We start from the raw sequence: 24,064 nt of genomic DNA on the forward strand, positions 1-24,064 counted from the left end.
ATCCCGAATGCGCCGGGGGCGACGCCCCCCTGCAACCGACAGTGAAAAAGCGAACCGACATGAACCATTTCCTTGATATCCACAAAACCGACGCCGCCGCGCTGCGGTCGATGATCGACCAGGCCGGCGCGATGAAGCAGGCCCGGTTGGGCCGTCCCAAGGCCGCGCCCGACGACGAACAGCCGCTGGCCGGCCGCATGGTGGCGCTGATCTTCGAAAAACCCTCGACCCGGACCCGCGTTTCGTTCGATGTAGGCGTGCGCCAGATGGGCGGTCAGACCATGGTGCTGTCGGGCAAGGACATGCAATTGGGCCATGGCGAGACCATCGCCGACACCGCCCGCGTGCTGTCGCGCTATGTCGACATGATCATGATCCGCACCTTTGACGAAACCATCCTGACCGAGATGGCCGAATACTCGGACGTGCCGGTGATCAACGGCCTGACCGACCGCACCCATCCCTGCCAGATCATGGCCGACGTGCTGACCTATGAGGAACACCGCGGCCCCATCGCCGGGAAAAAGGTGGTCTGGACGGGTGACGGCAACAACGTCTGCGCCTCGTTCCTGCATGCCGCAGGCCAGTTCGGCTTTGACCTGACCTTCACCGGCCCCGCCCAGTTCGATCCCGAGGAAGAGTTCATGGGTTTCGCCCGCCAGAAGGGCTCGAAGATCGTGGTCGAACGCGACCCGTACAAGGCCGTCGATGGCGCTGATCTGGTTGTGGCCGACACCTGGGTTTCGATGCACGATTCCCAATCCGCGAAGGAACGCCGGCACAACCTGCTGCGGCCCTATCAGGTCAACGCCGAGCTGATGGCCCATGCCAAGCCCGACGCCCTGTTCATGCACTGCCTGCCCGCCCACCGCGAGGAGGAAGCGACCTCCGAGGTGATGGATGGGCCGAACTCGGTGATCTTTGACGAGGCCGAAAACCGCCTGCATGCGCAGAAGGCGGTAATGCGCTGGTGTTTGGGGGTCTGAAGCCCCCTCAGTCATTCAATGGGAGCCGCTGGTTCTCTTTCAATCCCGGAGGCTCCCATGCCGCACGTCGTCTTGGAATTTTCAGCCGGACTTGAGCAATCGCATGATTTTCAAGCCATATGCAAAAAACTCTATGCGGACCTAGCCGCGCATCAGGAGTTTGACGCACCAACGCTGAAAATTCGCGCGATGCCGATCCCGTATTCCTTCATCGGGACCGAGCCGCAGACCTTCATCCATGCCTCACTGTTGCTGATGCAGGGACGGGATGAACGGACGCGAGCCGAGCTGAACGCGATCATTCTGGATGTTCTGGCCGCCGCGGCGCCGAAGGTCGGCAGCATTACCGTACGGGATGTAGAGATGAACCGCGCCACCTATGCCAAGCGCCTGGCGACCTGACGTGCGCCCGTCGCTTAACCCCGCGGTTTCACGTCCCAGACCTGCAATCTGATCAACGCTCGGACGCAGGCGAATAATACAAGCCCGCACAATGTGGCCTTGGTGACGGTTTCCATTGCGCCCTCGATCAGCAGGGCATGAACGACCGTGCCTAGGATGGTCACAAGCGCAAGACTGGCATGGGCCAACCGCCAAAGGCGGAACCGCCATCCCAGCCGGCTGCGCAACGCGGCCAACACCACGGCGGCGAACGCTGCCCACATGGCCGCCACGCCCCAAGCCGAGAACGGAGTGGGGGACCGGAACAGCAGGGCATCCACCACGTCCGGGGGGCTGGTGATCCACAACCCGCCCACATGCAGGGCAATCATGGCGATCAGGGCGATGCCGACCCAGCGGTGCACCATTCGGCTGTTCATCGCGGTCAGCCCCGGCAACATGCGCGCAGCCAGCAGCGGCTGCACCAGAAGCAATCCCAACCCGATGACCCCGGCAAAGCCCGCAGCGATATAGATCGAGCTGCGCCAGGCCAGATACGGGCTGAACCCCGCCACCACCACAGGCACCGCAATGGCGGCGATCAGCGCCAGCCAAACCGCAAGGACGCCCGGGCGCGGCACGTGGTTCAGACCGGTTGCAGAACGAAATGCGCGGCCAGGGTCTTGTCGCGCGCACTGGACATGATCGGCCGCAGGAAGACGGTCTGGAATTCGCCGCTGTCATAGGCCAGATGTCCATGCGGCTGACCAAAGGCCGGCACGATCTGCGGCATCTCCAGCCGGAATTCTCCGTTCGCATCGGTCAGGGTGGCGCCGTGGCTCTGAGGGTCGCGCTCGTGGCCTTCTGTGGTATGCGCCCAGACCTGGATGCGCTGACCGGGCAGGGGCGCGCCGTCGCCGGCCCGCCGTACTGTGCCGGTCATCCAGAAACCGCCGCCGCCGATCCGGTCGACGATTGGCGCGCCCGGGCGGTAGTTGTTCGATCCGCCCCGCATCGACGGGGTCGGCGCCAACCCACTGGCCCGCGCAGGCATGATGAGGCCGCTGCCGGCCGAGGCGACCAGAGCGGTGCCGGCCACCAGCATGGTTCTTCGGTTCAGTGAATCTCCGGGCATCGAAACCTCTCCTGTGCTGACCCGGCAGCTGTTCCAACCGCCACAGTGGAAGAATAGCACGATCACGACTCATTCCGAGCGTTCCGGGCAAAATCCGGCCGACCTGCAGACAAAAGCGCGTGGAATGGACCGAGACGGCAATAATCTTTGACGCCTGCGCCATTCGGGTGCGATCCTTTTCCTTGCGTCACCAAGGGGGAAGCCGATGACAGATGCCAACCTGCTGACCAAGGATGAAATCACCGCCTTCCGCCGCGATGGCGCGGTGGTGCTGCGCCAGAAATTCAGCGCGGACTGGCTGGAGTTGCTGCGCGCGGGCATCGACGCCGATCTGCAGACCCCGACCGAGAACTTCACCCGCCACACCAAGGACCCGGACGCGCCCGCCTATCTCGAGGATTACTGGGCCTGGAGCAAGATCCCCCAGTTCGAGGAATTCGTCCGCAGCTCGCCCTGTGCGCCGATCGCGTCCGAATTGCTGGGCGCCGCGCCGATCAATCTGGTGATGGACAACTGGTTCCTGCGCGAGGCCGGATCGACCTCGCGCCCGCCATTCCATCAGGACCTGTCCTATTTCGATTTCGAAGGCTCGATGTGCGTGCTGTGGCTGCCGCTTGAACCGGTCAGCAAGGACAACGGGATCGCCTTCGTGCGCGGCTCGCACCTTTGGGACAAGCTGTTCATGCGGGTGCGGTTCGCCGACGGGCACCCCAGCTATGAATCCACGCAGGTTGCAGGCCGCACCTATCACCCGCCACCGGATGTGAATGCCGACCCCGGCACCTATGACCTGCTGCAATGGGATATGGATCTGGGCGACTGCATCTATTTCGACATGCGCACGCTGCACGGGGGGCTGTCCTCGGTCACGCCCTCGGAAACCGTGCGCCGCTTCACCCTGCGCATGACCGGGCCGGACGGGGTGATCCGGTATCGCGGCGATTGGGCCAAGGAGGAACGGGCGCAATTCGAGGCCGCCGGCTATGCTGAGGGCGACCGGATCGCCGGCCCGTTTTTCCCGCAGCTCTGGCCCCGTGCACAGGGCTGATCCGGGCCGCAGCCTTTCTGTGCGCAGATGCACTTTATCCGCCGGTATTTTGCGCTAGATTGACAGGAGTAAACATCCCGCCGCACCGGATTGGAGGCCGACATGAGCTGGAACCCCACCCACAGCCCCGAATGCGTCACCGAAGGTGCGGCGCTGGAAACCCTGATCATCCCGCGCGCCCGCGATCTGGGCGGGTTCGAGGTGCGGCGCGCGCTGCCCTCGGTCAAGCGCCAGTTGGTGGGGCCCTTCATCTTCTTCGACCAGATGGGACCGGCCGAGTTCATCACCGATGGCGGCATCGACGTACGCCCGCATCCGCATATCGGGCTGGGCACGGTTACTTACCTTTACCAGGGCGAATTTGAACATCGCGACAGCCTCGGCACCCATCAGATGATCTATCCCGGCGAGGTCAACTGGATGGTCGCGGGCCGCGGCGTTACCCATTCCGAACGCACCAGCGCCGAAACCCGCGCCAAGCGGCACAGCCTGTTCGGTATCCAGACCTGGATTGCGCTGCCCGAAGCGCACGAGGACATGGCCCCCGATTTCGAACATCACAAGCAGGCCACGCTGCCGCATATCCAGGATGCCGGTGTCAGCGCCCGGCTGATCCTCGGCTCGGCCTATGGGGAAACCAGCCCGGTCACGATGCTGTCGGAGACCTTCTATCTGGACGTGCAACTGGACCCCGGCGCCGCCTTTCCGCTGCCCGACGATCACGAGGATCGGGGCGTCTACGTCACTCAGGGCTCGGTCGAGATCGCGGGTGACCGGTTTGAGGAAGGCCGCATGATGGTCTTCCGCCCGAGTGACCGCCTGTCGGTGACCGCCGGGCCGGCGGGGGCGCGGCTGATGCTGCTGGGCGGGGCCACGATGAATGAGGATCGGTATATCTGGTGGAACTTCGTCTCGTCTTCGAAGGACAAGATCGAAACCGCGATCCGCGAATGGAAATCCGCCGATTGGGCCAACGGCGCCTTCCACCTGCCGCCGGGGGACGAGGACGAGTTCATTCCGATCACCCCGGAGCTGGAACGCACCAAGCCCCGGCGCGCGCGCTGAACGCGACGTCAGCGCCCGCCCGGCTTGCCCACCCGCGCGATCCCGGCGATCCTTGGCGGCAAACGGGAAGGGGACGGCATGAAACTGGCGATCGCGGGCGCTGGCAGCATCGGATGCTATTGCGGGGGGCTGTTGGCCGATGCCGGGCATGACGTTACGCTGTTGGGCCGGGCGCGGGTGCTGGACCCGATCCGGCAGAACGGGCTGACCGTGACCGACTATTCGGGCCTGCGCAAAACGATCCCTGCCGACTGTCTGACCCTGTCCGATGACCCCGCCTGCCTGTCCGACGCCGATCTGGTTCTGGTCACGGTGAAAACCGGCGCCACCGCTGAGATGGGCCGCCTGATCGCCGCGTACGCCCCGGCCGAGACCCCGGTCATTTCGTGGCAGAACGGGATCGAGAACGCGCGCACCCTACGCACCGCGCTGCCCGGGCGGGACGTGCGCGCCGGGATGGTGCCGTTCAACGTGGTGCCTGCCGGTCCGGCCACCTGGCATCGCGCGACATCCGGCGACATCGTGATCCAGTCCGGACCCGGCGCGCTGGCCCGCCGCCTGTCCTTGCCCGATCTGCCCGTCACCGAAACCGACGGGATCGAGGCGGTGCAATGGGGCAAGCTGGTCATCAACCTCAACAATGCTCTGAACGCGCTGTCGGGCCTGACCCTGCGCGAGCAGCTGTTGAACCGCGACTGGCGCCGTCTGATGGCCGATCAGATGGCCGAGGCGCTGGCGGTTCTGGCCGCCTCCGGGCGCCCCGTGGCCTCGACCACGCCGCTGCCGGCCTCGATGACGCCGCATATCCTGCGCCTGCCCACGCCGCTGTTTTCGCGCATCGCGGCGCGGATGCTGACGATCGACCCCGCCGCGCGCACCTCGATGGCCTATGATCTGGATGCCGGTCGCCCGACCGAAATCGACAGTCTGCAGGGCGAGATCATCCGCCTGGGTCGCGAAACCGGCACACCGACCCCTATCTGCGACCGGGTGGCAGCGCTGATCACGCAGGGCGAGACGGGTCCGCTGACCCCCGATCAGATCCGCGCAGGGCTGCACGGTCCCGGCGGTTAGATCCGCAACAGCAGCTTTTTCAGCTCTGGTTCATGGACGCGTTCAGACGCCTCTTGCGGCGAGACCCACTCGCGGGTGCGTTCGTGCATTTCGGGAAATTCATCGGCCAGGTCGGTGACCCGCAGCCGATAAACAGTGGTGCAGACCGGATCGATCGCGCCGCTTTTGCGGACCTTGCCGTAGCAGTAGCTGCCGACCGGCTCTGGATCGACCTCGGCGTTGCGCACGCCGGCCTCTTCCCAGGCCTCCTGCACCGCCGCCTCGGCCCCGTTCAGCCCGTCAATCGGCCAGCCCTTGGGAATGATCCACCGCCCGGTGTCCCGGCTGGTGACCAGCAGCACCTGCGTATCGGGGCCATCGCCACGGGTACACAGCGCCGCGAACTGCACGAGGCGCGGACGCTGAAACAGGGGTTTCAGGACCCCCTCCCAGAATTTGTGCAGCCATGTCATTGCGGGTGCCTGCCGTTTTTTTGTTGTTCTGCCTTCCAGACGGCGAGAGATATCAATCTGACAGACGGTATTCAAGCACCCCTGCGTTTGGCCCGCAGGGTCGGGTCGGCCTGGGTCGGGTCCTCGGGCCAGGGGTGCTTGGGATATTGCGCGCGCATGTCCTTGCGCACATCGGCATAGGACCCGGCCCAGAACCCCGGCAAGTCGCGGGTGATCTGGATCGGGCGTTGCGCGGGGGACAGAAGGGTGATCTTCAGCGGCTCGCCGCCCACCATCGGGTGCCGGGTGACCCCGAACATCTCCTGAAGGCGAACGGCGATTTCGGGCACCGCCTTGCCATAGTCGATCGGGACCTTGCGCCCCAGCGGCGTGACGAAGGCCGGGGGCGCGCGGCGGTCCAGTTCCTGCATCTGGTCCCAACTCAGCCGCGCCTGAAGAGCGGGCAGCAGGTCGAACCGCTTCCAATCCTCGGCACTGCGCACGCCGGTCAGCATCGGCAGCAGCCAGTCCTCAAGCGTGTCCGTCAGCCCGTTTTCCGAGAAATCGGGCAGGTCGACGCCCGCCGCCCGCACCAGTTCGACCCGCGCTGCCAGTCGCGCGGCCTTGCCCTCCAGCCGCAGGCCCATATCGCGCACGCCGTCCAGCATCGCGCGGGCCACGGACTCGTCGGGCACGTCCTTCCAGATGCGGTCATCGAGCACCAGCGCCCCGAACCGTTCCTGCCGCCGGGCCACCACCCGACGGTCCCGTTTCGACCAGGCGCAGGTCTCGACCCATTCGATCTGGTCGGCGAACAGCGCGCGGATCTCGGCTTCGGTGATCTGCGCGGCCATACGCAGCCGGGCCTCGCGCGGGTTGCCGTCAGTATCGATGGCAACCAGATACGGCGCCGCGGCCAGCGGATCGCCGGGGTCCATCACCACACCCTTGCCGCCGGACAGCACATAGCGTGGCGCGTCGCCCTTGCGCCGCTGGCCGACCCGGTCGGGATAGGCCAGCGCGGCCATCGCCGCCGGGCTCAGCGGGTCGCCTTCGGTCTTGATCTGGCCGCGCAGCCGTTTCGCCTCGGACCGGATCCGGTCCAGAATACCGGGATTGGCGGGCCAGACCCGGTTGCGCTGATAAGTGCGCGGATCGCGCAGCGCCTCGAGCCGCAGCGACAGGTCCACCGGTGCTCCCTTCAACGGGTCGCGCTCGGCCATCAGGGCGGCAAGCGGGGCGGCCTGCGCACCGGCCGTGACCAGCATGTGCCCCAACCGCGGATGCAGCGGCAGACCAGCCAGTGCGCGGCCATGTTCGGTGATCCGGCCCTTGCCGTCCAGCGCACCCAGCATCCGCAGCAGCGTGCGCGCCTCGGCCAGCGCCCCCTCGGGCGGTGGTGTCAGAAAGGCCAGATCCTGCGGCTCGGCCCCCCACAGGGCCAGTTCCAGCGCAAGTCCGGTCAGGTCGGCGGCTTCGATCTCGGCGGGTGGAAAGGCGGGTAGGGCGCCTTCCTCACCCTTCGACCACAGGCGATAGCACAGCCCTTCGGCCACGCGGCCCGCGCGTCCGGCGCGTTGGGTCGCCTCGGCGCGGGTGACGCGCTCGGTCACCAGCCGCGACATGCCCGAGCCCGGATCGAACCGCGCGCGGCGGGCCTGACCCATGTCCACTACCACCCGGATGTCCGGAATGGTCAGCGAGGTCTCGGCGATCGAGGTGGCCAGCACCACCTTGCGCCCGGCCTCGGCCGGCGCAAGGGCGGCGCGCTGGGCGGCGAAGGGCAGGGCGCCGAACAACGGCCAGATCGCGCAATCGCCGGGCAGCCGGCCGGCCAGCGCGGCCTCGGCCCGGCGGATCTCGCCCTCGCCCGGCAGGAACACCAGAATGCCGCCGCCGGTGGTACGGGTCTCGCGCTCGGCCTGAACCACCAGATCGACCAACGCGTCCAGCCGCCGCGCCTGCGGGCCCAGCGGGCGGTCCAGCCAGCGGGTCTGAACCGGAAAACTGCGCCCCTCGGATGTCACCAGCGGCGCGTCCATCAACCGGGCCACCGGATTGGCATCCAGCGTGGCCGACATCGCCAGCAGGATCAGGTCGTCGCGCAGCGCACCGGCGACCTCAAGGCACAGGGCCAGCCCCAGATCGGCGTTCAAAGAGCGTTCGTGGAATTCGTCGAAGATCACCGCACCCACACCGGGCAGGTCGGGTTCGGATTGCAGCATCCGGGTCAGGACGCCTTCGGTCACCACCTCGATCCGGGTGGCTTTCGACACTTTCGCCTCGCCCCGCACGCGATAGCCGACGGTCTCGCCCGCACGTTCGCCCAGTGTCTCGGCCATGCGTTCGGCGGCGGCGCGGGCGGCCAGCCGCCGCGGTTCCAGCATCACGATCCGCCTGTCGCACAGGCCGGCGTCGCGCATAGCCAGCGGCACGCGCGTGGTTTTGCCGGCGCCGGGCGGAGCCTGCAGCACGGCGCGGCCGCGCGCGCGCAGCGCAGCGATCAGGTCGGGCAGGGCATCGTCGATCGGTAGGCGGGTCATGCCGCCTTATCGCCAAAGCCCCGGCCAAGGTCCAGAACGCCTGCGTCAAATCCCGCGCGCGGCGGTACTAGACAAACCCGGCCCATCCCCGTCATCTAGGGCAGATTTCAACGAAGGACCCCGCCCATGACCACAGCCGAGCTTGCCGCCAGGATCCTCAAGGGCGACCGCCGGGCGTTGGCCCGCGCGATCACCCTTGTCGAAAGCACCCGCGCCGATCACCGCGCCCAGACGGCACAGCTGCTCGACGCGCTGTCAGGCGCCGGGCGGCAGGCGCTGCGCATCGGCCTGTCGGGAACGCCGGGGGTGGGCAAATCAACCTTCATCGAGAGTTTCGGCATGATGCTGATCGGGCAGGGGCTGCGGGTGGCGGTTCTTGCTGTCGATCCCAGCTCGGCCCGGTCGGGCGGCTCGATCCTGGGCGACAAGACCCGGATGGAACGCCTCAGCCGCGAGCCGAACGCCTTCATCCGCCCCTCGCCCAGCCAGAGCCACCTGGGCGGCGTCGCCCGCCGCACGCGCGAGGCTATCGCCCTGTGCGAGGCGGCCGGGTTCGACGTGGTGCTGATCGAAACGGTGGGCGTGGGCCAGTCGGAGACCGTGGTGTCGGAAATGTCCGACCTTTTCCTGCTGCTGCTGGCTCCGGCTGGTGGGGATGAATTGCAGGGCGTCAAGCGCGGCATCATGGAGATGGCCGACATGATCCTTGTGAACAAGGCCGACGGCGACCTGAAAGCGACGGCCACCCGCACCTGCGCCGACTATGCCGGGGCGCTGCGCCTGCTGCGCAAACGCCCGCAGGACCCCGAGGGCTTTCCCAAGGCGATGACCGTTTCAGCGGTCGAGGAACACGGCCTGGACCAGGCCTGGGCCGAGATGCAGGCCCTGGCCGACTGGCGCAAACAGAACGGTCATTGGGACGCCAACCGCGCCGAACAGGCTCGCTACTGGTTCGACCAGGAGGTGCGTCACGCGCTGCTCGCCAAGCTGGAGACCCCGCAGGCCCGGTCCGAGATGGACCGGCTGGGCGCCGAGGTCGGTTCTGGGCGGCTCAGCCCCTCGGTGGCGGCCGAGCGGATGCTGAGGACTCTTGCATCCGGGTAACACCGTTGCCCGCGCGGACAGGAAAACTTGGCGCAACGCCCAAGAGTTCTGTAGCCTGAGTGCAGGTGAAATCCTTGGTTGTGGCGCCCAGCAAATAGAAAAACCGGAGCGCAGCTGGCTGGACGTGACCAAGCGGAGAAACAGGACCCGCCTCTCATGCCCGATATCTTTGGGACAAACGGCGATGACGATATCGATGTCACCAATGACAACGGTACGCTGAACGGCACCCCTCAGGGTACGCCGATTGATGATATCCGCGCGCGCGGCGGCAACGACATCATCACTGTTACCAACAGTACCATCTCTGGCAGTGTCCGTGGAAATGCCGGGATCGATACGATCACGGTGATCGGCAGCACGATCGGCGGTCAGGTAAGAGCCGGATCAGACGACGACACGGTCACGCTGCAAGGCTCGGTCATTGGCAATATCCGTTTGGGCGGTGGAAATGATGTTCTGAACTTCCGCAGCACCAGCGTGTCCGGCGATGTGCGCGGTGGCAGTGGTACCGACACGCTGAATCTGCCTGCAGGAACTGTGGTTAACGACAGCTCATTCGGGACATTCACCGTGTCCGCCGGCACCAGCTATTCGTTGACCAGCGGCAGTTTCACCCTGCCGTCGGGCATCACGGTCACCTATTCCGCATTTGAAAACGGATCCGGCGTTCCGTGTTTTACCGCTGGCACGAACGTTCTGACTGCCCGCGGTCCGGTACAGGTGCAAGACCTGTGCACCGGTGACCTGATCTGTACGGCCGAGAGCGGCAACCAATCCATCCGCTGGATCGGTCGGCGCAGGTTCGATGCGATTGATCTGAGGGCCAATCCGAAACTGCGCCCCGTTCGTATTTGCGCCGGCGCTTTTGGGGCAGGGCTGCCCACGCGGGACCTGTTGGTTTCCCGCCAGCACCGTATGATGGTCAGTTCTCGCATCGCGCAACGCATGTTCGGCCAGTATCAAGTTCTGATTCCCGCGATCAAGCTGACGGCGCTGCCGGGGATCTTTGTAGATTGCACTGTCGACAGCATCGAGTACTTCCATCTGCTGTTCGATCGGCACGAGATCCTGTTTGCCGAATCCGCGCCGACCGAAAGCCTGTATACCGGCCCTGAGGCGCTGAAATCTCTCGGACCCGCGGCAAGGGCTGAAATCCTTGCGATTTTTCCGGAACTGGCTGATGAGAACCACGAATCCGAACCCGCAAGGTTGATCCCGATAAACCAACAGCAGACCCGTTTGATTGCTCGTCACCTCAAAAATCACAAGCCTTTGCTTGTTGATGCCTGAGCCGTTTCAGGACCATTAGTTGGCCCGGAAAGATTTCGCAGCTGCTGTCTTGACCCTTCCGGCGATTCCCACTAAACGCATCCAACCAGTTTTCGGGCGCGACTTCGGGTTGTGCCCCTCGTGATTTGGCTGCGGATTTATGCCCGGCCTCCAGAAACAAAGGAAGAAACCATGTCGCGCCGTTGCGAACTGACCGGAAAAGGCCCGATGACTGGCAACAATGTCAGCCACGCCAAAAACAGAACTCGTCGTCGTTTTCTGCCCAACCTGAACGACGTGACCCTGCAGTCGGAAACCCTGGGTCGTGGCGTCAAGCTGCGCATCTCGGCCGCCGCGCTGCGCTCGGTCGATCACCGTGGTGGTCTGGACGCGTTCCTGGCGAAAGCCAAGGACGAAGAGCTGTCCGCCAACGCGCTGAAAGTGAAAAAGGAAATCGCCAAGGCGCAAGCCTCGGCCTGATTTTCCCAAAGACTGTTTCGTGGCCCCTGTACCCGTTGGTGCAGGGGCTTTTCGTTTATCTGTAGGTCCTCAACCTGTCTCAAGCCTGTATTTCAGGAATTGCTCGCCGGAATAGGTCACCGGACCGACATAATGCGCGCCGATGCGCTGTAGCGCAGAGAGATTGCGGCGGGACGGAGGAAGCAGAAAAGTGACATAGGGAATGCGTTCATCGGCTCGGGCGAATGCGAAGGCCTTGCGGGTGATGCGCGTGCCCAGACCGAATGCGTCCGCCGTCAGGACCAGACCGAAATCCCATTCACTGCCTTCACGCTGGAAGCCGCCCCAGCCGACATAGCAACCGCCGGACGTGATCGCCCAGTGCCCAAGCCCGTCGCGTTCCCAGCAGGCTTCTTTCGCGTCTATGAAGGCCCGCGCCATCGCGATGTCCCAGGGCCCCGTCAGCAAAGGCAGATGCCGAGCGACGCGGGGATCAGACATGTGCCGTGCGATTTCAGCCGGCTCAATCTGTGGCAGCCTGAGGAACTGAATTTCTGTGTGCGCTTTGAGTGGCATGACCGCGATCTACGCTTGAATTTCTGCCCAAACCAGACCGTCCCGATCACTTTGCCGTTGGACTGATGCCGCACGCGATCTCGGTGCGGAAGGCAAAGGGACGCGACTACGTGACATTGTTCACATACAGGGTTTTGAATCTGTTTTATGTATGCGGTTATTCTATGGCGGAGTGTGGTAATGTCTGCGAATACTTCAATTATTATTTCCTTCCTTTCGACTCTTCTGGTCGGCTCATTTTCCAGCTGTGCGCGAATGCAGCGGCGGGTGAACCGGCTGCATACCGGTCTCAACACAGGTCCGGATGATCGCGGAATTCTTTGAAGGTCACTATCAAAGCAAAATCAAGGGTCGGCCAGTCAGGCCGGCCCTTTTCCATTGTTCGCGCCAAACTGTCTCAGCGCTCACGAAGGCACTTGCAGTCCGTTTCCGATCGGGCCTAAACCTCTGCCAAGATGACCCGATCCTATCGCCTCGTGTTGCCGTTGCTGCTGTCGCTGATGCTGGTTCTGACAGGCCAGGGTTTTGCGGCGTCACGGGGATTGAATGCAGTGGTCGGTCAAATGGTGCTTTGCACCGGGAATGGGCCTGTGGTCGTGTACATGGACGAGCACGGCCAGCCCACCAAACCACCTCACTTCTGTCCCGACTATGCGCTCAACTTGCTGGGTGCGGTTCTGGATGCCCCTCCGCCGGCACCGAAAGGGCCTGAGCGGGCAAAGTCTGACATACCATTGCGTTCCGCCAGCCTTGTTGCGGCTCCTATCCCGCAGCGACCGGCGCGCGCGCCGCCGGCCCCTGTCTGAGACCCTTCGCAACACAATCAGACAGTCAAAAAGGAGAGGCGAGATGCCCTTCAAATCAATCCTGCCCGCTATTTTCGTCGCTGCAATCATGTCCACCGCCGCCCATGCGGAAAGTGTGATCTCGGTCGAGGATGCCTACGCCCGATCCTCGGGGGCCAATGCCAAGGCTGGTGCGGCCTTCATGATGATCCGCAATTCAGGCGACACCGATGATCAACTCGTCGCCGTCAATTCCGATATCGCTGCACGGGTCGAGCTGCATACGCACAAGATTGACGACAACGGCGTGGCCAAGATGATGGAAGTCGAGGAAGGTTTTTCGATCGCCGCTGGCGAGGCGCATATGCTGCAGCGGGGCGGGGACCATGTGATGTTCATGGGGCTCAAGCAGCCGTTTGAGCAGGGCGCAACCATACCCGTCACTTTGGTTTTTGAGCAGGCCGGTGAGGTCGTTGTCGAGATTCCCGTGGACCTGGAACGGAAAGACGGCCACGGGCAAATGAAGCACTCGAACTAACAGAACGCCTGTCTTCGGGCCGCGATGCGGCCGTCATCCATGCGTCAGGCCGGGTCAAGCCCCGGCCTGTTCGCGTTTCAACTGCCGATCAGCGTTGTTCTTCACTTGTTGACCACGCGCATCGAAACTCGTTCTCCGGCCCGTTTGAAACGTGCGGCCATGAACAGCATGACGCCGGCAAAGGCCAAGGCGGAGAACGCGATTGCCCAGCCCAGTGCGACGACGCCGCTTCCGGGCCAGAAGATCAGCACCAGCCCGATGATAAGGGCCACGATGCCCGAGTTCCGAACGGTCGCGCGTTCTGGGTCCAGCTGATGCATCTGGCCCAGCGAAATCAACGACCCGATCCCGATGATCAGCGCCCAGGCGCCCAGTAGGAAGAACGTCAGACGTGCTGTGCCTTCCGGCCAGATCAAAAGGACCAGCCCAATCAAGACCGCCCCGATACCCGCGCCTCCGATCAGTCCGCGCCGCCCGAAGCCAAGCAGGGTCAGGCCGCCATCGAGGATCAGCAGCACTCCTACCAGCCGCAGCAACAGAGCGATGCTGCCGGTTGGCCAGAACAGCGCGGCAATGCCAACGGCCCCCGCAAGCAATCCTCGCAGTAGGAACGTCCACCACAGATCCGCGAGGGTGTCGCCCAGCGCTTCGCGGCTGTCGATGCCTTCGTCGTCAACGATTTCGCCACGGGGGGCTTCAGGCTCGGTCATCTGTTTCTCCTGGTTCAGGTTCCTTCAGCTTAGACCAGCGTGATGACCCGAGTCACCTGCGGCCCAGCAAGTCATCGACCCAGCGTGGCACGATCTGGGTGGCGGGGCCAAGCAGCGTCTGATCGAAGCTGGATGCACCAACCGAAGGCTCGAGGTTCAATTCGACTGTCTGTGCGCCCGCAGCAATGGCTTCGTGAACGAAGGCCGCAGCCGGGTAGACCTGGCCAGAGGTTCCGATAGCGGCGAATATCCCGGCCTGTGCCAGATGGTCGTAAATCTGATCCATGTGGTAAGGCATTTCGCCGAACCACACGATGTCGGGTCGGGCGGTTGCCGCGCGGCAGGCGGGGCACGGTTCGCCCACGGACATTTCCGCTGGCGCCGTCCAGCGATGCTCGCAGGAGGCGCACAGCGCGCCTGACAGGGTGCCGTGCATGTGGATAACCCTGGTCGCACCTCCGGCTTCGTGCAAATTGTCCACGTTCTGGGTTACGATCACCACTTCTCCCGGCCAGTCGCGCTGAAGCCGGGCCAGTGCTGTGTGGGCTGCATTTGGGTCGGCACCACCCGCCTGCATCCGGCGCGCGTTGTAGAAGCCATGAACTAGGGCAGGGTTTCGGGCAAAACCTTCGGGTGTCGCCACGTCCTCGATCCGGTGCTGGGCCCACAATCCGCCTTCATCGCGAAAGGTGCCCAATCCGCTTTCCGCCGAAATCCCGGCTCCGGTCAAAATCACGATCTTTTCCATTCGCCCTCCACACGCTAAACCCGAGCCATGTCACAGCGTATCCTGTTTGTCTGTCTCGGCAACATCTGCCGTTCCCCTGCTGCCGAAGGCGTTTTTCGTGTCAGGGCGCCCCATCATTCTTGCGACAGTGCCGGAACGTCCGACTGGCATGTCGGGGATCCACCCTATGCGCCGATGCAATACGCGGCTCGCAACCGAGGGCTGGAACTGAGCGATCTGCGCGCGCGCCAGTTTGCGGTGTCTGATTTCGACAGGTTTGACCTGATCATCGGTATGGACAGCGAAAATCTCGCAAAGATAGAGGCTTTACGCCCGGCCGACAATCCTACACCCGTACGCTTGTTGACCGAATTTGCGCCCAACACCGGCGCCGATCATGTGCCCGACCCCTACTATACCCGTGATTTCGACGGGGCGCTGGACCTCATCGAAGCCGCCGTGGATGGGTTGGTGGCATATCTGGACGGCTAGCCGCCGATCACCTTCAACTGACCGGACAACCAGGGCAGGCGGGAAAGCGCTGGTTCGATCATCTGGCTTTGCATCAAACGGCGCGTCATGCCCGCGACTTCGCGCGGAACCTGATCTGACCAGTCAGACCGCGTGAACAGGGAAATAGTGCGCGAGAACTCTCCGAACGGAGCCGGGTAGACATCCATGCCTTCGTGGAAGCGGGCTGCCCGCATGTATCCCAACGGCGTGGTGATTGCCCAGCCAAGGCCACGCGCCACCATAGCCATCAGTGCCAAGTGCGACCCGATCTCGAACCGCTCTTCGAACTGAAGCTGTTGCCGCGCCAGGTGGCTTTCGATTTGCCGGCTGATCAACTGTTCTCGCGCATAGCGCAGAAAGGGCAGGGCCTGCAAAGCAGCCTCTACGCCCCCATTGGCCACACCGCCCTTCGGCGCGACCAGAATGAAAGGATCCTGTACCAAAGGGTACTCCACCACGCCTTCCAGCACCTCGCCGCTATGGGCCGAGACCGCCAAATGCAGGCGTTGCGAAGCCAGCGCCTCGAAAATTTCGAGGCTGGGGAGGGTTATGAGTTTGAACTTGGAACGGGTCAGGCTGTCGGCCAGCAACGTTGCAAGGCGCGGTGTCAGGTCATTGTCGAAATCGTCGATCAGGCCGATCGAAAGAGTGCTCAGGTGACCCAGGTCCATGACCGACAGCTCGCTTTGGGCCATCTGCAACTCGGCCAGTACGGATTCGGCCCGCGCCAGAAAGCTGCGCCCGGCTTGGGTCAGGCGCATGGGTCTGCGCCCGTGATCCACGAGGTCCGTGCCCAGAGCATTCTCGAGATTGCGCAACTGCTGGCTGACCGATGGCTGGCTGAGTCCGGTAATCTCGGCAGCCTGTGCCACCGAACCGGTCCGCGCCAAGGCCTCGAACACTTCGAGACCGCGCAGGGTCAACCCTTTCGTCACCATATGATTTCCCTTTCACTGCGCCATTACTGAGGCGCAGGGCGGGTCAGGTCAAGGATCGCGGTCAGCGTCAGCTGCAGATCGCCTGCGCCATGCGGCCAAAGTTCTGATACCGCTCCCACAGCGCGTCGTCGCGGGCGGATTTCGACATCTTCAGCTCTTGGGCCTGATGAGGGTCGGTGAACCACTTGGCCACGGTTTTCTGGTCTTTGTTGGTCAAAGCCTGATCGGCCACCCGCTGGATGCACTTGCATCTGTCACGGGTCGCAGCCGAACGGTCGGACGCCAAACATGCACGTTTGATCTGCGCCGCTTCGGTCATGGCCGGGGCCAAAGTGGTCAGCGACGTGGCGCATAGCGCGATAATGAGGAACTGTTTCATGCTCATGCCTCGTTTTGCCTGCCCGGAGGAGTCTTGTGTCCCTCTCGGCTTGCGGCGCAGTATCGTCCAAGTTTTCCTGCCGTTCAACAATTTGCTTTCAGAAACTCCGTACCTGAGTCGAAAGTGCCGCGGTTGGCGCGACGGTCGGCTGTGGCATGCCCTTCGCAATCCGTTTTGGGCCGCGCAATGCGGCCGAGTTCTTTCTGCGATAGGCCGCCTAGACGCAACTGAGGCCTTGGAACGAAGCCAACCGCAGCGTCATTGCTTCATAGCGCTGAAGTATGGGGTGTTCGCCGTGCTGTCTCACCTTGACCAGCGCCCGATTTCGAACCATATCCCGACGCTATGACAGACCTCGCTCATATCCGCAATTTCTCCATCGTCGCGCATATCGACCATGGCAAATCCACCCTTGCCGACCGGCTCATCCAGGAGACCGGGACTGTGCAGGATCGCGACATGAAGGAACAGCTGCTCGACAGCATGGATATCGAGCGCGAGCGCGGCATCACCATCAAGGCCAACACGGTCCGCATCGACTATACCGCCGACAATGGCGAAAAGTACGTGCTGAACCTGATCGACACTCCCGGCCACGTGGACTTCGCCTATGAAGTCTCACGGTCCATGCGCGCGGTCGAAGGCTCGCTGCTGGTGGTGGACTCGACGCAAGGGGTCGAGGCGCAGACGCTGGCCAACGTGTATCAGGCCATCGACGCCGACCACGAGATCGTGCCGGTGCTGAACAAGATCGACCTTCCGGCCTCGGACTGCGACCGCGTTGCCGAGCAGATCGAGGACGTGATCGGCATCGACGCCAGCGACGCGATCCGCGTCTCGGCCAAGACGGGCGAGGGGATCCACGAAACGCTCGAGGCGATCGTGCACAAGCTGCCCGCGCCCAAGGGCAATCTGGACGCGCCGCTCAAGGCGATGCTGGTGGATTCATGGTACGATGCCTATCTGGGTGTGATCGTTCTGGTCCGCATCGTTGACGGCGTTCTGAAAAAGGGCATGCGGGTCAAGTTCATGTCGAACGGCACCTTGCACCATGTCGACCGCGTGGGCGTCTTCCGCCCCGAGATGCAGATGGTCGATCAGCTCGGGCCGGGCGAGATCGGATTCCTCACCGCATCCATCAAACAGGTCCGCGACACCCGCGTCGGCGACACGATCACCAATGACCGCAACGGCTGCGAGGAACCGCTGCCGGGCTTCAAACCCGCGCAGCCGGTGGTGTTCTGCGGCCTCTTCCCCGTGGACAGCGCCGAATTCGAAGACCTGCGCGACGCGATCGAGAAACTGGCCCTGAACGACGCCAGCTTCTCCTACGAGATGGAAACTTCGGCCGCGCTCGGCTTCGGCTTCCGCTGCGGCTTCCTCGGCCTGCTGCACCTCGAGGTCATCCGCGACCGCATCGAACGCGAATACGATATCGAGCTCATCACCACCGCGCCCTCGGTGATCTATCACGTCTACATGAAAGACGGAGAGATGATCGAGCTGCACAACCCCGCCGACATGCCCGACATGTCCAAGGTCGACCACCTGGAAGAGCCGCGCATCAAGGCCACCATCCTGGTGCCGGATGAATACCTGGGCGACGTGCTGAAACTCTGCCAGGACCGCCGCGGTATCCAGATGGACCTGACCTATGCGGGCAGCCGCGCGATGGTCGTCTATGACCTGCCGCTGAACGAGGTCGTCTTCGACTTCTACGACCGCCTGAAATCGGTGACCAAGGGCTATGCCAGCTTCGACTACCAGATGACCGGCTACCGCGAGGACAGCCTGGTCAAGATGTCGATCCTGGTGAATGACGAGCCGGTGGACGCACTGTCGGTCATGGTCCACCGCGACCGCGCCGAGACCCGCGGCCGCGCCATGTGCGAAAAGCTGAAAGAGCTGATCCCGCGCCATATGTTCAAGATCCCGATCCAGGCCGCCATCGGCGGCAAGGTCATCGCCCGCGAGACCCTCTCGGCCCTGCGCAAGGACGTGACCGCGAAATGCTATGGCGGGGATGCCACGCGGAAACGGAAACTGCTGGAAAAGCAGAAGGCCGGCAAGAAAAAGATGCGCCAGTTCGGGAAGGTAGATATCCCGCAGGAGGCGTTTATTTCAGCGTTGAAGATGGATGGGTGAGGCTTCTCAGGAATTTCTTTGCCTAAGAGATATCAGTTGCCCGAAGGTCGGCGCGGTTCAGATGATTTCATACCTTGGCGCGAATGATATGGAAATCACATTCTACTAACCCGTTGGATTGATAGTCCAATGGTTTTGAGAAATTGATTCTTCTAAGTTGCCGGTCGGCCACCCGAACATTTCGCATCTGGAAATCGTCGTGAACGACAAACCCATCGGTTGGCATCAGTCCGCCAATCGCAATGGCTTCCCGAAGGTGTGTGTCCTTTGAGCCGTCAAGATGAAGAAAATCAACTGTCGCATCCGGGTTCTCAAGCTGGAACCGGGGTGTTTCGATCAAAGAGTTCCCCTTAATTAGTTCGACCCGATCGCCAAATTTGTACCTGAGCCAGTTGAAAGCCGCCGGTACGTAAATATCCACGCGCGCCCAACGCTGGTTCAGACGTTCGCAAACGTCCACACCTACGCATTTCAGCTCGGGGTTAGCCATAAGCGCCAGCAACATGCTGTGGCCAGCATTCACTCCAATTTCGAACAGGCAAGTCGATCGCCGGGCCAGTTCGAAGAAGTTTCTGCGTTTGGATTCGAATTCTGTATTCAATGGCAGGTTATGAAAGTCCCTTTCCAAGTGTTTATAAAACAAATTCCCGTTAATAACTGCAGGTTCCCCGGCTCGAGCCAGATTATCCACGATATAGTCGTTGAGATCCTGAAGAGTGTCTTTCCAGCTTGATGAGGTGATGAGGTCGTTGTAGTCAGCGGCCCGGTTGCTGGAGTCCATGGTCTGTACCCTCGTGTGTGTGGCTCCGTCGACAAATAACCAATCCAGCCAGCTGGTGAAACTTCAAAAAATTCAAATCACCCTCGGGGGCAAGGCCGGGCCAAAAAAACCTGTGATATAGCTTCGGGCCAGTCGCCTCGTGCCTCCCCGCTGAACGGCCGCCGCAGCAGCGGTTGCGCACTGGAGCTCCGTCTGTTCAGCCCAAAAACGCTCCACAGGACCGTTTCCGACACGGGCCTCCCCTCAACGTGACCCACTTCACAGCCCCGCCGACCCGCACCTGCTAAGGTTAACCCAACGGAAACCAGCGGCGGAGGCCCCCATGTCCATGATCCCCATCATCGCGCTTGGATCGGCGGGTCTCTATTCCGTGGCCATGATATCGATGAAGTTCTGGTGGAAACTCCCCGGCCTCGGGCTGGGGCTGCTGATCGTCGCCACCTTGCTGGCCGCCGCCACGCTGGAACTCGCCGCGCTGCGCGACGAACGGCTGGGCATCATCTATACCGGCATTCTGGGGGCCGAGGTCGTGCTGATCGCCATCGCTTCGTTCTTCCTGTTCGGCGAGTCCTTTTCCTACCGCGAGGGGCTGGGCATCGCCCTTGTCATCGCGGGCACCGCGCTGGCCTGGGCCTGAGCCCGTCGGTGAGCGCCGCATGAACCCTTCATGAAGTTTCCCTTAGGTAAGTTGTAACGGCCGCGCGCCCTCCCAATCTGTTCAGCAGGCCAGCAAGGCCCGCCGATCACAGGGAGAGAGCCCATGACCAGATACATGACCGCCGGCGCCGCCGCCGTGGCCGCCACATTGACAATGGGGTCTGCCGCCCTCGCCGATGCCATGCCCGACCTGCGCGGCACGTGGACGGCCAGCCAGACTACGGTGTCGCCCTCGAACGCCAACACCGCCACCGCGCCGCGGTTCAATACCTCGGAATGGGTGCTCGAGATCCAGGCGCAGCACGAAAACGTGTTCTGGGGGCCCAGCATGTGGCGACGCAACGCCATGGATGACTGGACGATGTATGAGGCCACCGGCTCGATCAGCCAGGATGGCTCGGGCAAGATCGGCATTGTTGAAACCGCTGCTGATCCGACCTCGGGCGTCAACGCGCTGATCGATGCGCGCTACGAGGACGGCAAGATCTATGCGGATTTCCGTAGCCTGCGGACTGGAACCACCTACAGCACGGTTCTGGAACGACAGGTGAACTGAAGCGTTTCCGGCCCAGGCGGTTGTAGGGGGTAGTTGCCGTTGCCCGATTTTGCGGGATACGGAGAGTAGTAGGTTGCCTCGTCCGGGTCGGAACGCTTCTCAATTTGTGGGCTGCACGTTCGTTCACCGTTGCGTGTGGCGACTCATCGATGTCGATTCGAGCGATATGCCCGTATGCGTCAGGTCAGGTCCGCCATGAGGGCCGAGATTTTCCCTTTGCACCCGCAGAAATCGCCCAATTGAACGGAGAGAAATCGGCCTTCGGCTTTTCCCAGCGCAACCCAGCCGGATTTCATCATTTCCCGACTTATCCACATCGTCTTCCAGTCGGATATCAACATCTTATCCCCGGCTAATTTTCATGCTGCAGTGCTATTTTCTTGCCGGATGTGAGGGCGAGTGCCATCGTTCAGACATCGCCAAGGTTCATCACGATCCAAGGCGGGACGCAAAGGTCAGGGGGTCCTGGCACCGCAGGCAGATCTTAGGATTTTCGTCGGGTTGCAAGGGCTTACCGGTAGGTGACCAGTCAGGAGGGGCGCAAGCCCGGCTTGAGCGGTCAGCTTCTCAGAAGGCCAAAGCGGGCGGCAGAGCGCCATCAGGTGCTTTGCGGCAGCGAGGTCCCCTCGGGGGCTGAAGCAACTGGATCGGGGCGTCCCTCGGGCGTGTCGACCCGGCAAGGCGTCAGGGGTGTCCGCAAGGGCACATGCAAAGACCGCGTCTGCGCACCTGGCGCCTTTTCCTTTTGCCGATTTCGGTTTCGTACAGGCTTCCACTCACCGCCCGTCAGAACGGGAACGGGGTTCTTGCGCAATTGCACAAGAACCCCGCAGTCGTGTCAGTAATGCATTACCGCGTCTATGCACCTGTGGCAGGGACAATAATCCGGTCGCCCGGAACTTTCAACCATATGTTGGTAGTGCTGCGCCGCTGTCCGCTAGATGCTGACGGGTGTCAGAGGCTTTCCTGAACGTCCGTCGCCGCGCCCTGGATGGCGTCGCCGGCTTTTTCGATGTCTTTGCCCGCGCCTTTTGCGGTTTCACAGGCCGCCAGGGCCAAAAGGCTCAGCCCGATCAGAATAGTGCGGATCATCGATATCTCCTTGGTTGGTCGACTACCAATCGGTAGCACCATTCAGGCAATGCAGACAAACCTTTTTGGGTGATCAGCCTTTGCGGAAGATGGGACCAAGGATGGCCGTCGCGACAAAGATCAACGCGGCCGCGCAAACGATGCTTGGTCCAGCGGGTGTATCCGCCCAATATGCACCGCCCAGCCCGCCCAACGCCGCCGTCGAGCCTATGATCGCAGCGGTGAAAGCCATACTTTCTGGGGTGCGGGCCAAAGGGCGGGCTCCGGCCGCTGGAATGACCAGCAGGGCCGCGATCAGAAGAATTCCGACAACTTTGATGGCGACCGCAACGGCCAGTGCCATCGCCAGAGTCAGCCATAGTTCTTCTCGTTTAGGATCGATCCCGGATGCCTGAGCCAAGTCCGGGTTGAGTGTCGAAACCAGAAGGGCTGACCAGCGCCAGACCATCAGCGCCAAAATCGTGGCGCCACCGATCCAGATCGTGGCCAGATCGGACTTTGTGACGGCAAGGATATCGCCGAACAAAAAGGCATTCAGGTCCAGTCGGACATCGGACAGCAACGCCACGGTTACCAAGCCGGCGGCCAGTGCGGTGTGTGCAATCACACCCAGAAGCGTGTCCATGGCGTAACCGCGACCGCGCAGCAGGCTGACCGACAAGCCCATGGCAAGCGCAGCGGCAATGATTGCGGGCAGCAGCGGCAGAGAAAAGCTGAGCGCCAGCGCTACACCCAATACGGCCGCATGTGCGGTGGCCTCTCCGAGATAGGCCATGCGCCGCCAGACGACAAAACATCCCAGCGGTGCCGCGGCGATCGAAACACCGAGTCCTGCCAGGGCGGCGCGAACCATGAAATCGTCCAGCATCAGTGTGACGTATCCTGCGCGTGATTGTGATCGTGGGTATGACTGTGCTTGTGTTGGTACAAGGCCATCGTGCCCCGTGTTCCACTGCCGAACAACGCCCGATATTCCGGCGCGTCTGCGACCATGTGGGGTGCCCCTTCACAGCAGACATGCCCGTTCAGGCACAGAACCCGATCCGACGCGGCCATGACGACGTGCAAGTCATGGCTGACCATGACTATGGCGCAGCCGAGGTCCGTGCGAACCTGTTCAATGCGTTCATAGAAGGCAGCTGCGCCGGGCTGATCAAGCCCCTGGGTTGCTTCGTCCAGCAGCAGCACCTGAGGCTCTTCCAGCAGCGCGCGGGCCAGAAGGACGCGTTGAAACTGACCGCCGGACAGTCGGGTCATCTGTCTGTCACGCAAGTCCGGTACGCCGGCCAGTTCAAGCGCGGTTTTGGCCTTGCTGGCCGAAACCCGTTTCGGCAGGCCAAGGAACCGTTGCACCGTCATCGGCAGGGCGGCGTCCAGCGCAAGTTTCTGGGGGACGTAGCCGATCCGCAAACCCGGAGCGCGCCGAACAGTGCCCTGAGCCGCGGGAACAGCTCCGATCATGGCGCGCAGCAGAGTCGATTTTCCCGAACCGTTCGGGCCGACAATGGTGACGATTTCACCAGCGGCGATCTGTGCTGATACGTTGTCCAGAATGAGCCGGCCATCCAGGCGCACCGACAGGTTCTGTAGAGAAATGAGGGGGGTCGTCATGGCTGCGTTCCAATGCAATCCGGGCAAAGACCTTCGGCCTCGACCACAATCCTTTCAATGGTGAAGCCTGATGTGTCGGCGGCAGCACCAAGCCGGCCCTGAGTCAGCTCGGTTTCGGTTTCGGCCACGGCCTTGCACGCCCGGCAAATCAGAAACGCAGGTACGTGGTCGTGCGTGGGGTGGGCGCAAGCCGCATAGGCGTTCATCTGCTCGATACGGTGCACGAACCCATGCTGCACCAGGAAGTCCAGTGCACGATAGGCCACCGGAGGTTGCGACCCCATGCCTTCGGCGGACAGAACAGCCAGAATGTCATAGGCTCCCATTGCCTTGTGCTGCTCCAACAAGATCTCCAACACGCGACGGCGCACCGGAGTGAACTGAAGCTTCTGGTTGGCGCATTTTTCCTCGGCCTTGCTCAGCGCGGTTTTCATGCAGTGGTTATGATTGTGGTGCCTGAAGCCTACTGTGCTCATGTGCGCTCCGAAATTTTTGACTTGATATGTTATAACGTGGGCAATATCAAGCCGACCAGCAATGTAATAACATATCATTTCA

27 protein-coding genes are annotated in these 24,064 nt (G+C 62.6%); 13 read left to right on the top strand and 14 right to left on the bottom strand.

Annotated features, from left to right (window positions below):
- Positions 1-59: 59 nt before the first annotated feature.
- Entirely contained in the window at positions 60-986 is a 927-nt protein-coding gene (argF, locus tag ACR0FC_RS01110; protein WP_093963032.1) for an ornithine carbamoyltransferase, read from the top strand.
- Positions 987-1,043: 57 nt separating this feature from the next.
- Positions 1,044-1,388, top strand: a complete 345-nt coding sequence (locus tag ACR0FC_RS01115) for a 5-carboxymethyl-2-hydroxymuconate Delta-isomerase (protein WP_170337568.1) — start codon at positions 1,044-1,046, stop codon at positions 1,386-1,388.
- Positions 1,389-1,402: 14 nt separating this feature from the next.
- On the opposite strand, the gene ACR0FC_RS01120 is transcribed toward ACR0FC_RS01115, so the two are convergent.
- Positions 1,403-2,008, bottom strand: a complete 606-nt coding sequence (locus tag ACR0FC_RS01120; protein WP_170337569.1) for a ferric reductase-like transmembrane domain-containing protein — start codon at positions 2,006-2,008, stop codon at positions 1,403-1,405.
- Positions 2,009-2,013: 5 nt separating this feature from the next.
- The gene (locus ACR0FC_RS01125) at positions 2,014-2,502 is read right to left on the bottom strand and encodes a peptidase associated/transthyretin-like domain-containing protein (protein WP_170337570.1); all 489 of its coding nucleotides are present in this window, start codon (positions 2,500-2,502) and stop codon (positions 2,014-2,016) included.
- Positions 2,503-2,707: 205 nt separating this feature from the next.
- Here ACR0FC_RS01125 and ACR0FC_RS01130 point away from each other — a divergent pair, with 205 nt between their 5' ends.
- The 3 genes from ACR0FC_RS01130 to ACR0FC_RS01140 all read left to right on the top strand — a co-directional run bounded on the left by ACR0FC_RS01130 (position 2,708) and on the right by ACR0FC_RS01140 (position 5,689).
- A complete protein-coding gene (locus ACR0FC_RS01130; protein ID WP_170337571.1) occupies positions 2,708-3,550 on the top strand; it encodes a phytanoyl-CoA dioxygenase family protein in 843 nt (280 codons plus the stop codon).
- 102 nt (positions 3,551-3,652) lie between these two features.
- The gene (locus ACR0FC_RS01135) at positions 3,653-4,615 is read left to right on the top strand and encodes a pirin family protein (RefSeq protein WP_170337572.1); all 963 of its coding nucleotides are present in this window, start codon (positions 3,653-3,655) and stop codon (positions 4,613-4,615) included.
- Between the two features lie 78 nt (positions 4,616-4,693).
- Positions 4,694-5,689, top strand: a complete 996-nt coding sequence (locus ACR0FC_RS01140; protein ID WP_170337573.1) for a 2-dehydropantoate 2-reductase — start codon at positions 4,694-4,696, stop codon at positions 5,687-5,689.
- Here ACR0FC_RS01140 and ACR0FC_RS01145 read toward each other — a convergent pair.
- A complete protein-coding gene (locus ACR0FC_RS01145) occupies positions 5,686-6,141 on the bottom strand; it encodes an NUDIX hydrolase (RefSeq protein WP_170337574.1) in 456 nt (151 codons plus the stop codon). The two genes, ACR0FC_RS01140 and ACR0FC_RS01145, sit on opposite strands and share 4 nt — an antisense overlap.
- A 71-nt stretch (positions 6,142-6,212) precedes the next feature.
- Complete coding sequence (gene hrpB / locus ACR0FC_RS01150) at positions 6,213-8,663, bottom strand: ATP-dependent helicase HrpB (RefSeq protein WP_170337575.1); 2,451 nt, start codon at positions 8,661-8,663, stop codon at positions 6,213-6,215.
- Positions 8,664-8,789: 126 nt separating this feature from the next.
- Between hrpB and meaB the strand changes: the two genes are divergently transcribed.
- The 3 genes from meaB (at position 8,790) to rpmB (ending at position 11,519) form a co-directional block, all read left to right on the top strand.
- Positions 8,790-9,767, top strand: a complete 978-nt coding sequence (gene meaB / locus ACR0FC_RS01155) for a methylmalonyl Co-A mutase-associated GTPase MeaB (protein ID WP_170337576.1) — start codon at positions 8,790-8,792, stop codon at positions 9,765-9,767.
- A 156-nt stretch (positions 9,768-9,923) separates the two neighbouring features.
- Positions 9,924-11,060: a Hint domain-containing protein gene (locus tag ACR0FC_RS01160; RefSeq protein WP_170337577.1), complete on the top strand. Its 1,137-nt coding sequence runs from the start codon at positions 9,924-9,926 to the stop codon at positions 11,058-11,060.
- Positions 11,061-11,231: 171 nt separating this feature from the next.
- Positions 11,232-11,519 (top strand): 50S ribosomal protein L28, encoded by a 288-nt coding sequence (rpmB, locus tag ACR0FC_RS01165; protein WP_039532366.1) that lies wholly within the window; start codon positions 11,232-11,234, stop codon positions 11,517-11,519.
- Between the two features lie 69 nt (positions 11,520-11,588).
- On the opposite strand, the gene ACR0FC_RS01170 is transcribed toward rpmB, so the two are convergent.
- On the bottom strand, positions 11,589-12,074 hold the full coding sequence (locus tag ACR0FC_RS01170) for a GNAT family N-acetyltransferase (protein ID WP_170337578.1): 486 nt from the start codon (positions 12,072-12,074) through the stop codon (positions 11,589-11,591).
- 849 nt (positions 12,075-12,923) lie between these two features.
- On the opposite strand from ACR0FC_RS01170, the gene ACR0FC_RS01175 reads away from it, so the two are divergent.
- The gene (locus ACR0FC_RS01175) at positions 12,924-13,397 is read left to right on the top strand and encodes a copper chaperone PCu(A)C (protein WP_170337579.1); all 474 of its coding nucleotides are present in this window, start codon (positions 12,924-12,926) and stop codon (positions 13,395-13,397) included.
- A 101-nt stretch (positions 13,398-13,498) separates the two neighbouring features.
- Here the strand turns inward: ACR0FC_RS01175 and ACR0FC_RS01180 are convergent, their stop codons facing one another.
- Positions 13,499-14,107: an HdeD family acid-resistance protein gene (locus tag ACR0FC_RS01180; RefSeq protein ID WP_170337580.1), complete on the bottom strand. Its 609-nt coding sequence runs from the start codon at positions 14,105-14,107 to the stop codon at positions 13,499-13,501.
- A gap of 52 nt (positions 14,108-14,159) precedes the next feature.
- Positions 14,160-14,855, bottom strand: a complete 696-nt coding sequence (locus tag ACR0FC_RS01185; protein ID WP_170337581.1) for an NAD-dependent deacylase — start codon at positions 14,853-14,855, stop codon at positions 14,160-14,162.
- Positions 14,856-14,882: 27 nt separating this feature from the next.
- On the opposite strand from ACR0FC_RS01185, the gene ACR0FC_RS01190 reads away from it, so the two are divergent.
- A complete protein-coding gene (locus tag ACR0FC_RS01190; RefSeq protein WP_170337582.1) occupies positions 14,883-15,326 on the top strand; it encodes a low molecular weight protein-tyrosine-phosphatase in 444 nt (147 codons plus the stop codon).
- On the opposite strand, the gene ACR0FC_RS01195 is transcribed toward ACR0FC_RS01190, so the two are convergent.
- Positions 15,323-16,285, bottom strand: coding sequence for a LysR family transcriptional regulator (locus ACR0FC_RS01195; RefSeq protein WP_170337583.1), 963 nt, complete (start codon positions 16,283-16,285; stop codon positions 15,323-15,325). The two genes, ACR0FC_RS01190 and ACR0FC_RS01195, sit on opposite strands and share 4 nt — an antisense overlap.
- 67 nt (positions 16,286-16,352) lie before the next feature.
- On the bottom strand, positions 16,353-16,664 hold the full coding sequence (locus ACR0FC_RS01200) for a hypothetical protein (RefSeq protein WP_093962696.1): 312 nt from the start codon (positions 16,662-16,664) through the stop codon (positions 16,353-16,355).
- 345 nt (positions 16,665-17,009) lie between these two features.
- Between ACR0FC_RS01200 and lepA the strand changes: the two genes are divergently transcribed.
- Entirely contained in the window at positions 17,010-18,809 is a 1,800-nt protein-coding gene (gene lepA, locus ACR0FC_RS01205) for a translation elongation factor 4 (protein ID WP_170337584.1), read from the top strand.
- 67 nt (positions 18,810-18,876) lie between these two features.
- On the opposite strand, the gene ACR0FC_RS01210 is transcribed toward lepA, so the two are convergent.
- On the bottom strand, positions 18,877-19,590 hold the full coding sequence (locus ACR0FC_RS01210) for a class I SAM-dependent methyltransferase (protein ID WP_170337585.1): 714 nt from the start codon (positions 19,588-19,590) through the stop codon (positions 18,877-18,879).
- Between the two features lie 322 nt (positions 19,591-19,912).
- Between ACR0FC_RS01210 and ACR0FC_RS01215 the strand changes: the two genes are divergently transcribed.
- Both ACR0FC_RS01215 and ACR0FC_RS01220 read left to right on the top strand, forming a co-directional pair.
- Positions 19,913-20,227, top strand: coding sequence for a hypothetical protein (locus ACR0FC_RS01215; RefSeq protein WP_110644555.1), 315 nt, complete (start codon positions 19,913-19,915; stop codon positions 20,225-20,227).
- Between the two features lie 123 nt (positions 20,228-20,350).
- Positions 20,351-20,803 carry a hypothetical protein gene (locus ACR0FC_RS01220; RefSeq protein WP_093962693.1) on the top strand — a complete coding sequence of 151 codons (453 nt, stop codon included), beginning with the start codon at positions 20,351-20,353 and terminating at the stop codon, positions 20,801-20,803.
- Between the two features lie 954 nt (positions 20,804-21,757).
- Here ACR0FC_RS01220 and ACR0FC_RS01225 read toward each other — a convergent pair.
- The 4 genes from ACR0FC_RS01225 to ACR0FC_RS01240 all read right to left on the bottom strand — a co-directional run bounded on the left by ACR0FC_RS01225 (position 21,758) and on the right by ACR0FC_RS01240 (position 23,982).
- Positions 21,758-21,895 carry an entericidin A/B family lipoprotein gene (locus tag ACR0FC_RS01225; RefSeq protein ID WP_170337586.1) on the bottom strand — a complete coding sequence of 46 codons (138 nt, stop codon included), beginning with the start codon at positions 21,893-21,895 and terminating at the stop codon, positions 21,758-21,760.
- Between the two features lie 73 nt (positions 21,896-21,968).
- Entirely contained in the window at positions 21,969-22,763 is a 795-nt protein-coding gene (locus ACR0FC_RS01230) for an iron chelate uptake ABC transporter family permease subunit (protein WP_170337587.1), read from the bottom strand.
- A complete protein-coding gene (locus ACR0FC_RS01235; RefSeq protein WP_170337588.1) occupies positions 22,763-23,506 on the bottom strand; it encodes a metal ABC transporter ATP-binding protein in 744 nt (247 codons plus the stop codon). The genes ACR0FC_RS01230 and ACR0FC_RS01235 overlap by 1 nt, the downstream gene beginning before the upstream one ends.
- Positions 23,503-23,982 (bottom strand): Fur family transcriptional regulator, encoded by a 480-nt coding sequence (locus tag ACR0FC_RS01240; RefSeq protein WP_170337589.1) that lies wholly within the window; start codon positions 23,980-23,982, stop codon positions 23,503-23,505. Before ACR0FC_RS01240 ends, ACR0FC_RS01235 begins: the two co-directional genes overlap by 4 nt.
- Positions 23,983-24,064: the final 82 nt, after the last annotated feature.

It is taken from the genome of Ruegeria sp. BB9 (genome assembly GCF_056539345.1).

Bases quoted from the DNA above. Each gene is read 5' to 3' on its own strand.
- ACR0FC_RS01180 (WP_170337580.1), bottom strand. From the start codon at position 14,107: ATGACCGAGCCTGAAGCCCCCCGTGGCGAAATCGTTGACGACGAAGGC.
- ACR0FC_RS01195 (WP_170337583.1), bottom strand. From the start codon at position 16,285: ATGGTGACGAAAGGGTTGACCCTGCGCGGTCTCGAAGTGTTCGAGGCC.
- ACR0FC_RS01140 (WP_170337573.1), top strand. From the start codon at position 4,694: ATGAAACTGGCGATCGCGGGCGCTGGCAGCATCGGATGCTATTGCGGG.
- ACR0FC_RS01210 (WP_170337585.1), bottom strand. From the start codon at position 19,590: ATGGACTCCAGCAACCGGGCCGCTGACTACAACGACCTCATCACCTCA.
- ACR0FC_RS01200 (WP_093962696.1), bottom strand. From the start codon at position 16,664: ATGAAACAGTTCCTCATTATCGCGCTATGCGCCACGTCGCTGACCACT.
- ACR0FC_RS01135 (WP_170337572.1), top strand. From the start codon at position 3,653: ATGAGCTGGAACCCCACCCACAGCCCCGAATGCGTCACCGAAGGTGCG.
- ACR0FC_RS01220 (WP_093962693.1), top strand. From the start codon at position 20,351: ATGACCAGATACATGACCGCCGGCGCCGCCGCCGTGGCCGCCACATTG.
- ACR0FC_RS01125 (WP_170337570.1), bottom strand. From the start codon at position 2,502: ATGCCCGGAGATTCACTGAACCGAAGAACCATGCTGGTGGCCGGCACC.
- ACR0FC_RS01230 (WP_170337587.1), bottom strand. From the start codon at position 22,763: ATGCTGGACGATTTCATGGTTCGCGCCGCCCTGGCAGGACTCGGTGTT.
- ACR0FC_RS01115 (WP_170337568.1), top strand. From the start codon at position 1,044: ATGCCGCACGTCGTCTTGGAATTTTCAGCCGGACTTGAGCAATCGCAT.
- ACR0FC_RS01190 (WP_170337582.1), top strand. From the start codon at position 14,883: ATGTCACAGCGTATCCTGTTTGTCTGTCTCGGCAACATCTGCCGTTCC.
- ACR0FC_RS01225 (WP_170337586.1), bottom strand. From the start codon at position 21,895: ATGATCCGCACTATTCTGATCGGGCTGAGCCTTTTGGCCCTGGCGGCC.
- ACR0FC_RS01170 (WP_170337578.1), bottom strand. From the start codon at position 12,074: ATGCCACTCAAAGCGCACACAGAAATTCAGTTCCTCAGGCTGCCACAG.
- ACR0FC_RS01240 (WP_170337589.1), bottom strand. From the start codon at position 23,982: ATGAGCACAGTAGGCTTCAGGCACCACAATCATAACCACTGCATGAAA.
- ACR0FC_RS01160 (WP_170337577.1), top strand. From the start codon at position 9,924: ATGCCCGATATCTTTGGGACAAACGGCGATGACGATATCGATGTCACC.
- rpmB (WP_039532366.1), top strand. From the start codon at position 11,232: ATGTCGCGCCGTTGCGAACTGACCGGAAAAGGCCCGATGACTGGCAAC.
- ACR0FC_RS01130 (WP_170337571.1), top strand. From the start codon at position 2,708: ATGACAGATGCCAACCTGCTGACCAAGGATGAAATCACCGCCTTCCGC.
- ACR0FC_RS01145 (WP_170337574.1), bottom strand. From the start codon at position 6,141: ATGACATGGCTGCACAAATTCTGGGAGGGGGTCCTGAAACCCCTGTTT.
- lepA (WP_170337584.1), top strand. From the start codon at position 17,010: ATGACAGACCTCGCTCATATCCGCAATTTCTCCATCGTCGCGCATATC.
- ACR0FC_RS01215 (WP_110644555.1), top strand. From the start codon at position 19,913: ATGTCCATGATCCCCATCATCGCGCTTGGATCGGCGGGTCTCTATTCC.
- ACR0FC_RS01235 (WP_170337588.1), bottom strand. From the start codon at position 23,506: ATGACGACCCCCCTCATTTCTCTACAGAACCTGTCGGTGCGCCTGGAT.
- ACR0FC_RS01175 (WP_170337579.1), top strand. From the start codon at position 12,924: ATGCCCTTCAAATCAATCCTGCCCGCTATTTTCGTCGCTGCAATCATG.
- hrpB (WP_170337575.1), bottom strand. From the start codon at position 8,663: ATGACCCGCCTACCGATCGACGATGCCCTGCCCGACCTGATCGCTGCG.
- meaB (WP_170337576.1), top strand. From the start codon at position 8,790: ATGACCACAGCCGAGCTTGCCGCCAGGATCCTCAAGGGCGACCGCCGG.
- argF (WP_093963032.1), top strand. From the start codon at position 60: ATGAACCATTTCCTTGATATCCACAAAACCGACGCCGCCGCGCTGCGG.
- ACR0FC_RS01185 (WP_170337581.1), bottom strand. From the start codon at position 14,855: ATGGAAAAGATCGTGATTTTGACCGGAGCCGGGATTTCGGCGGAAAGC.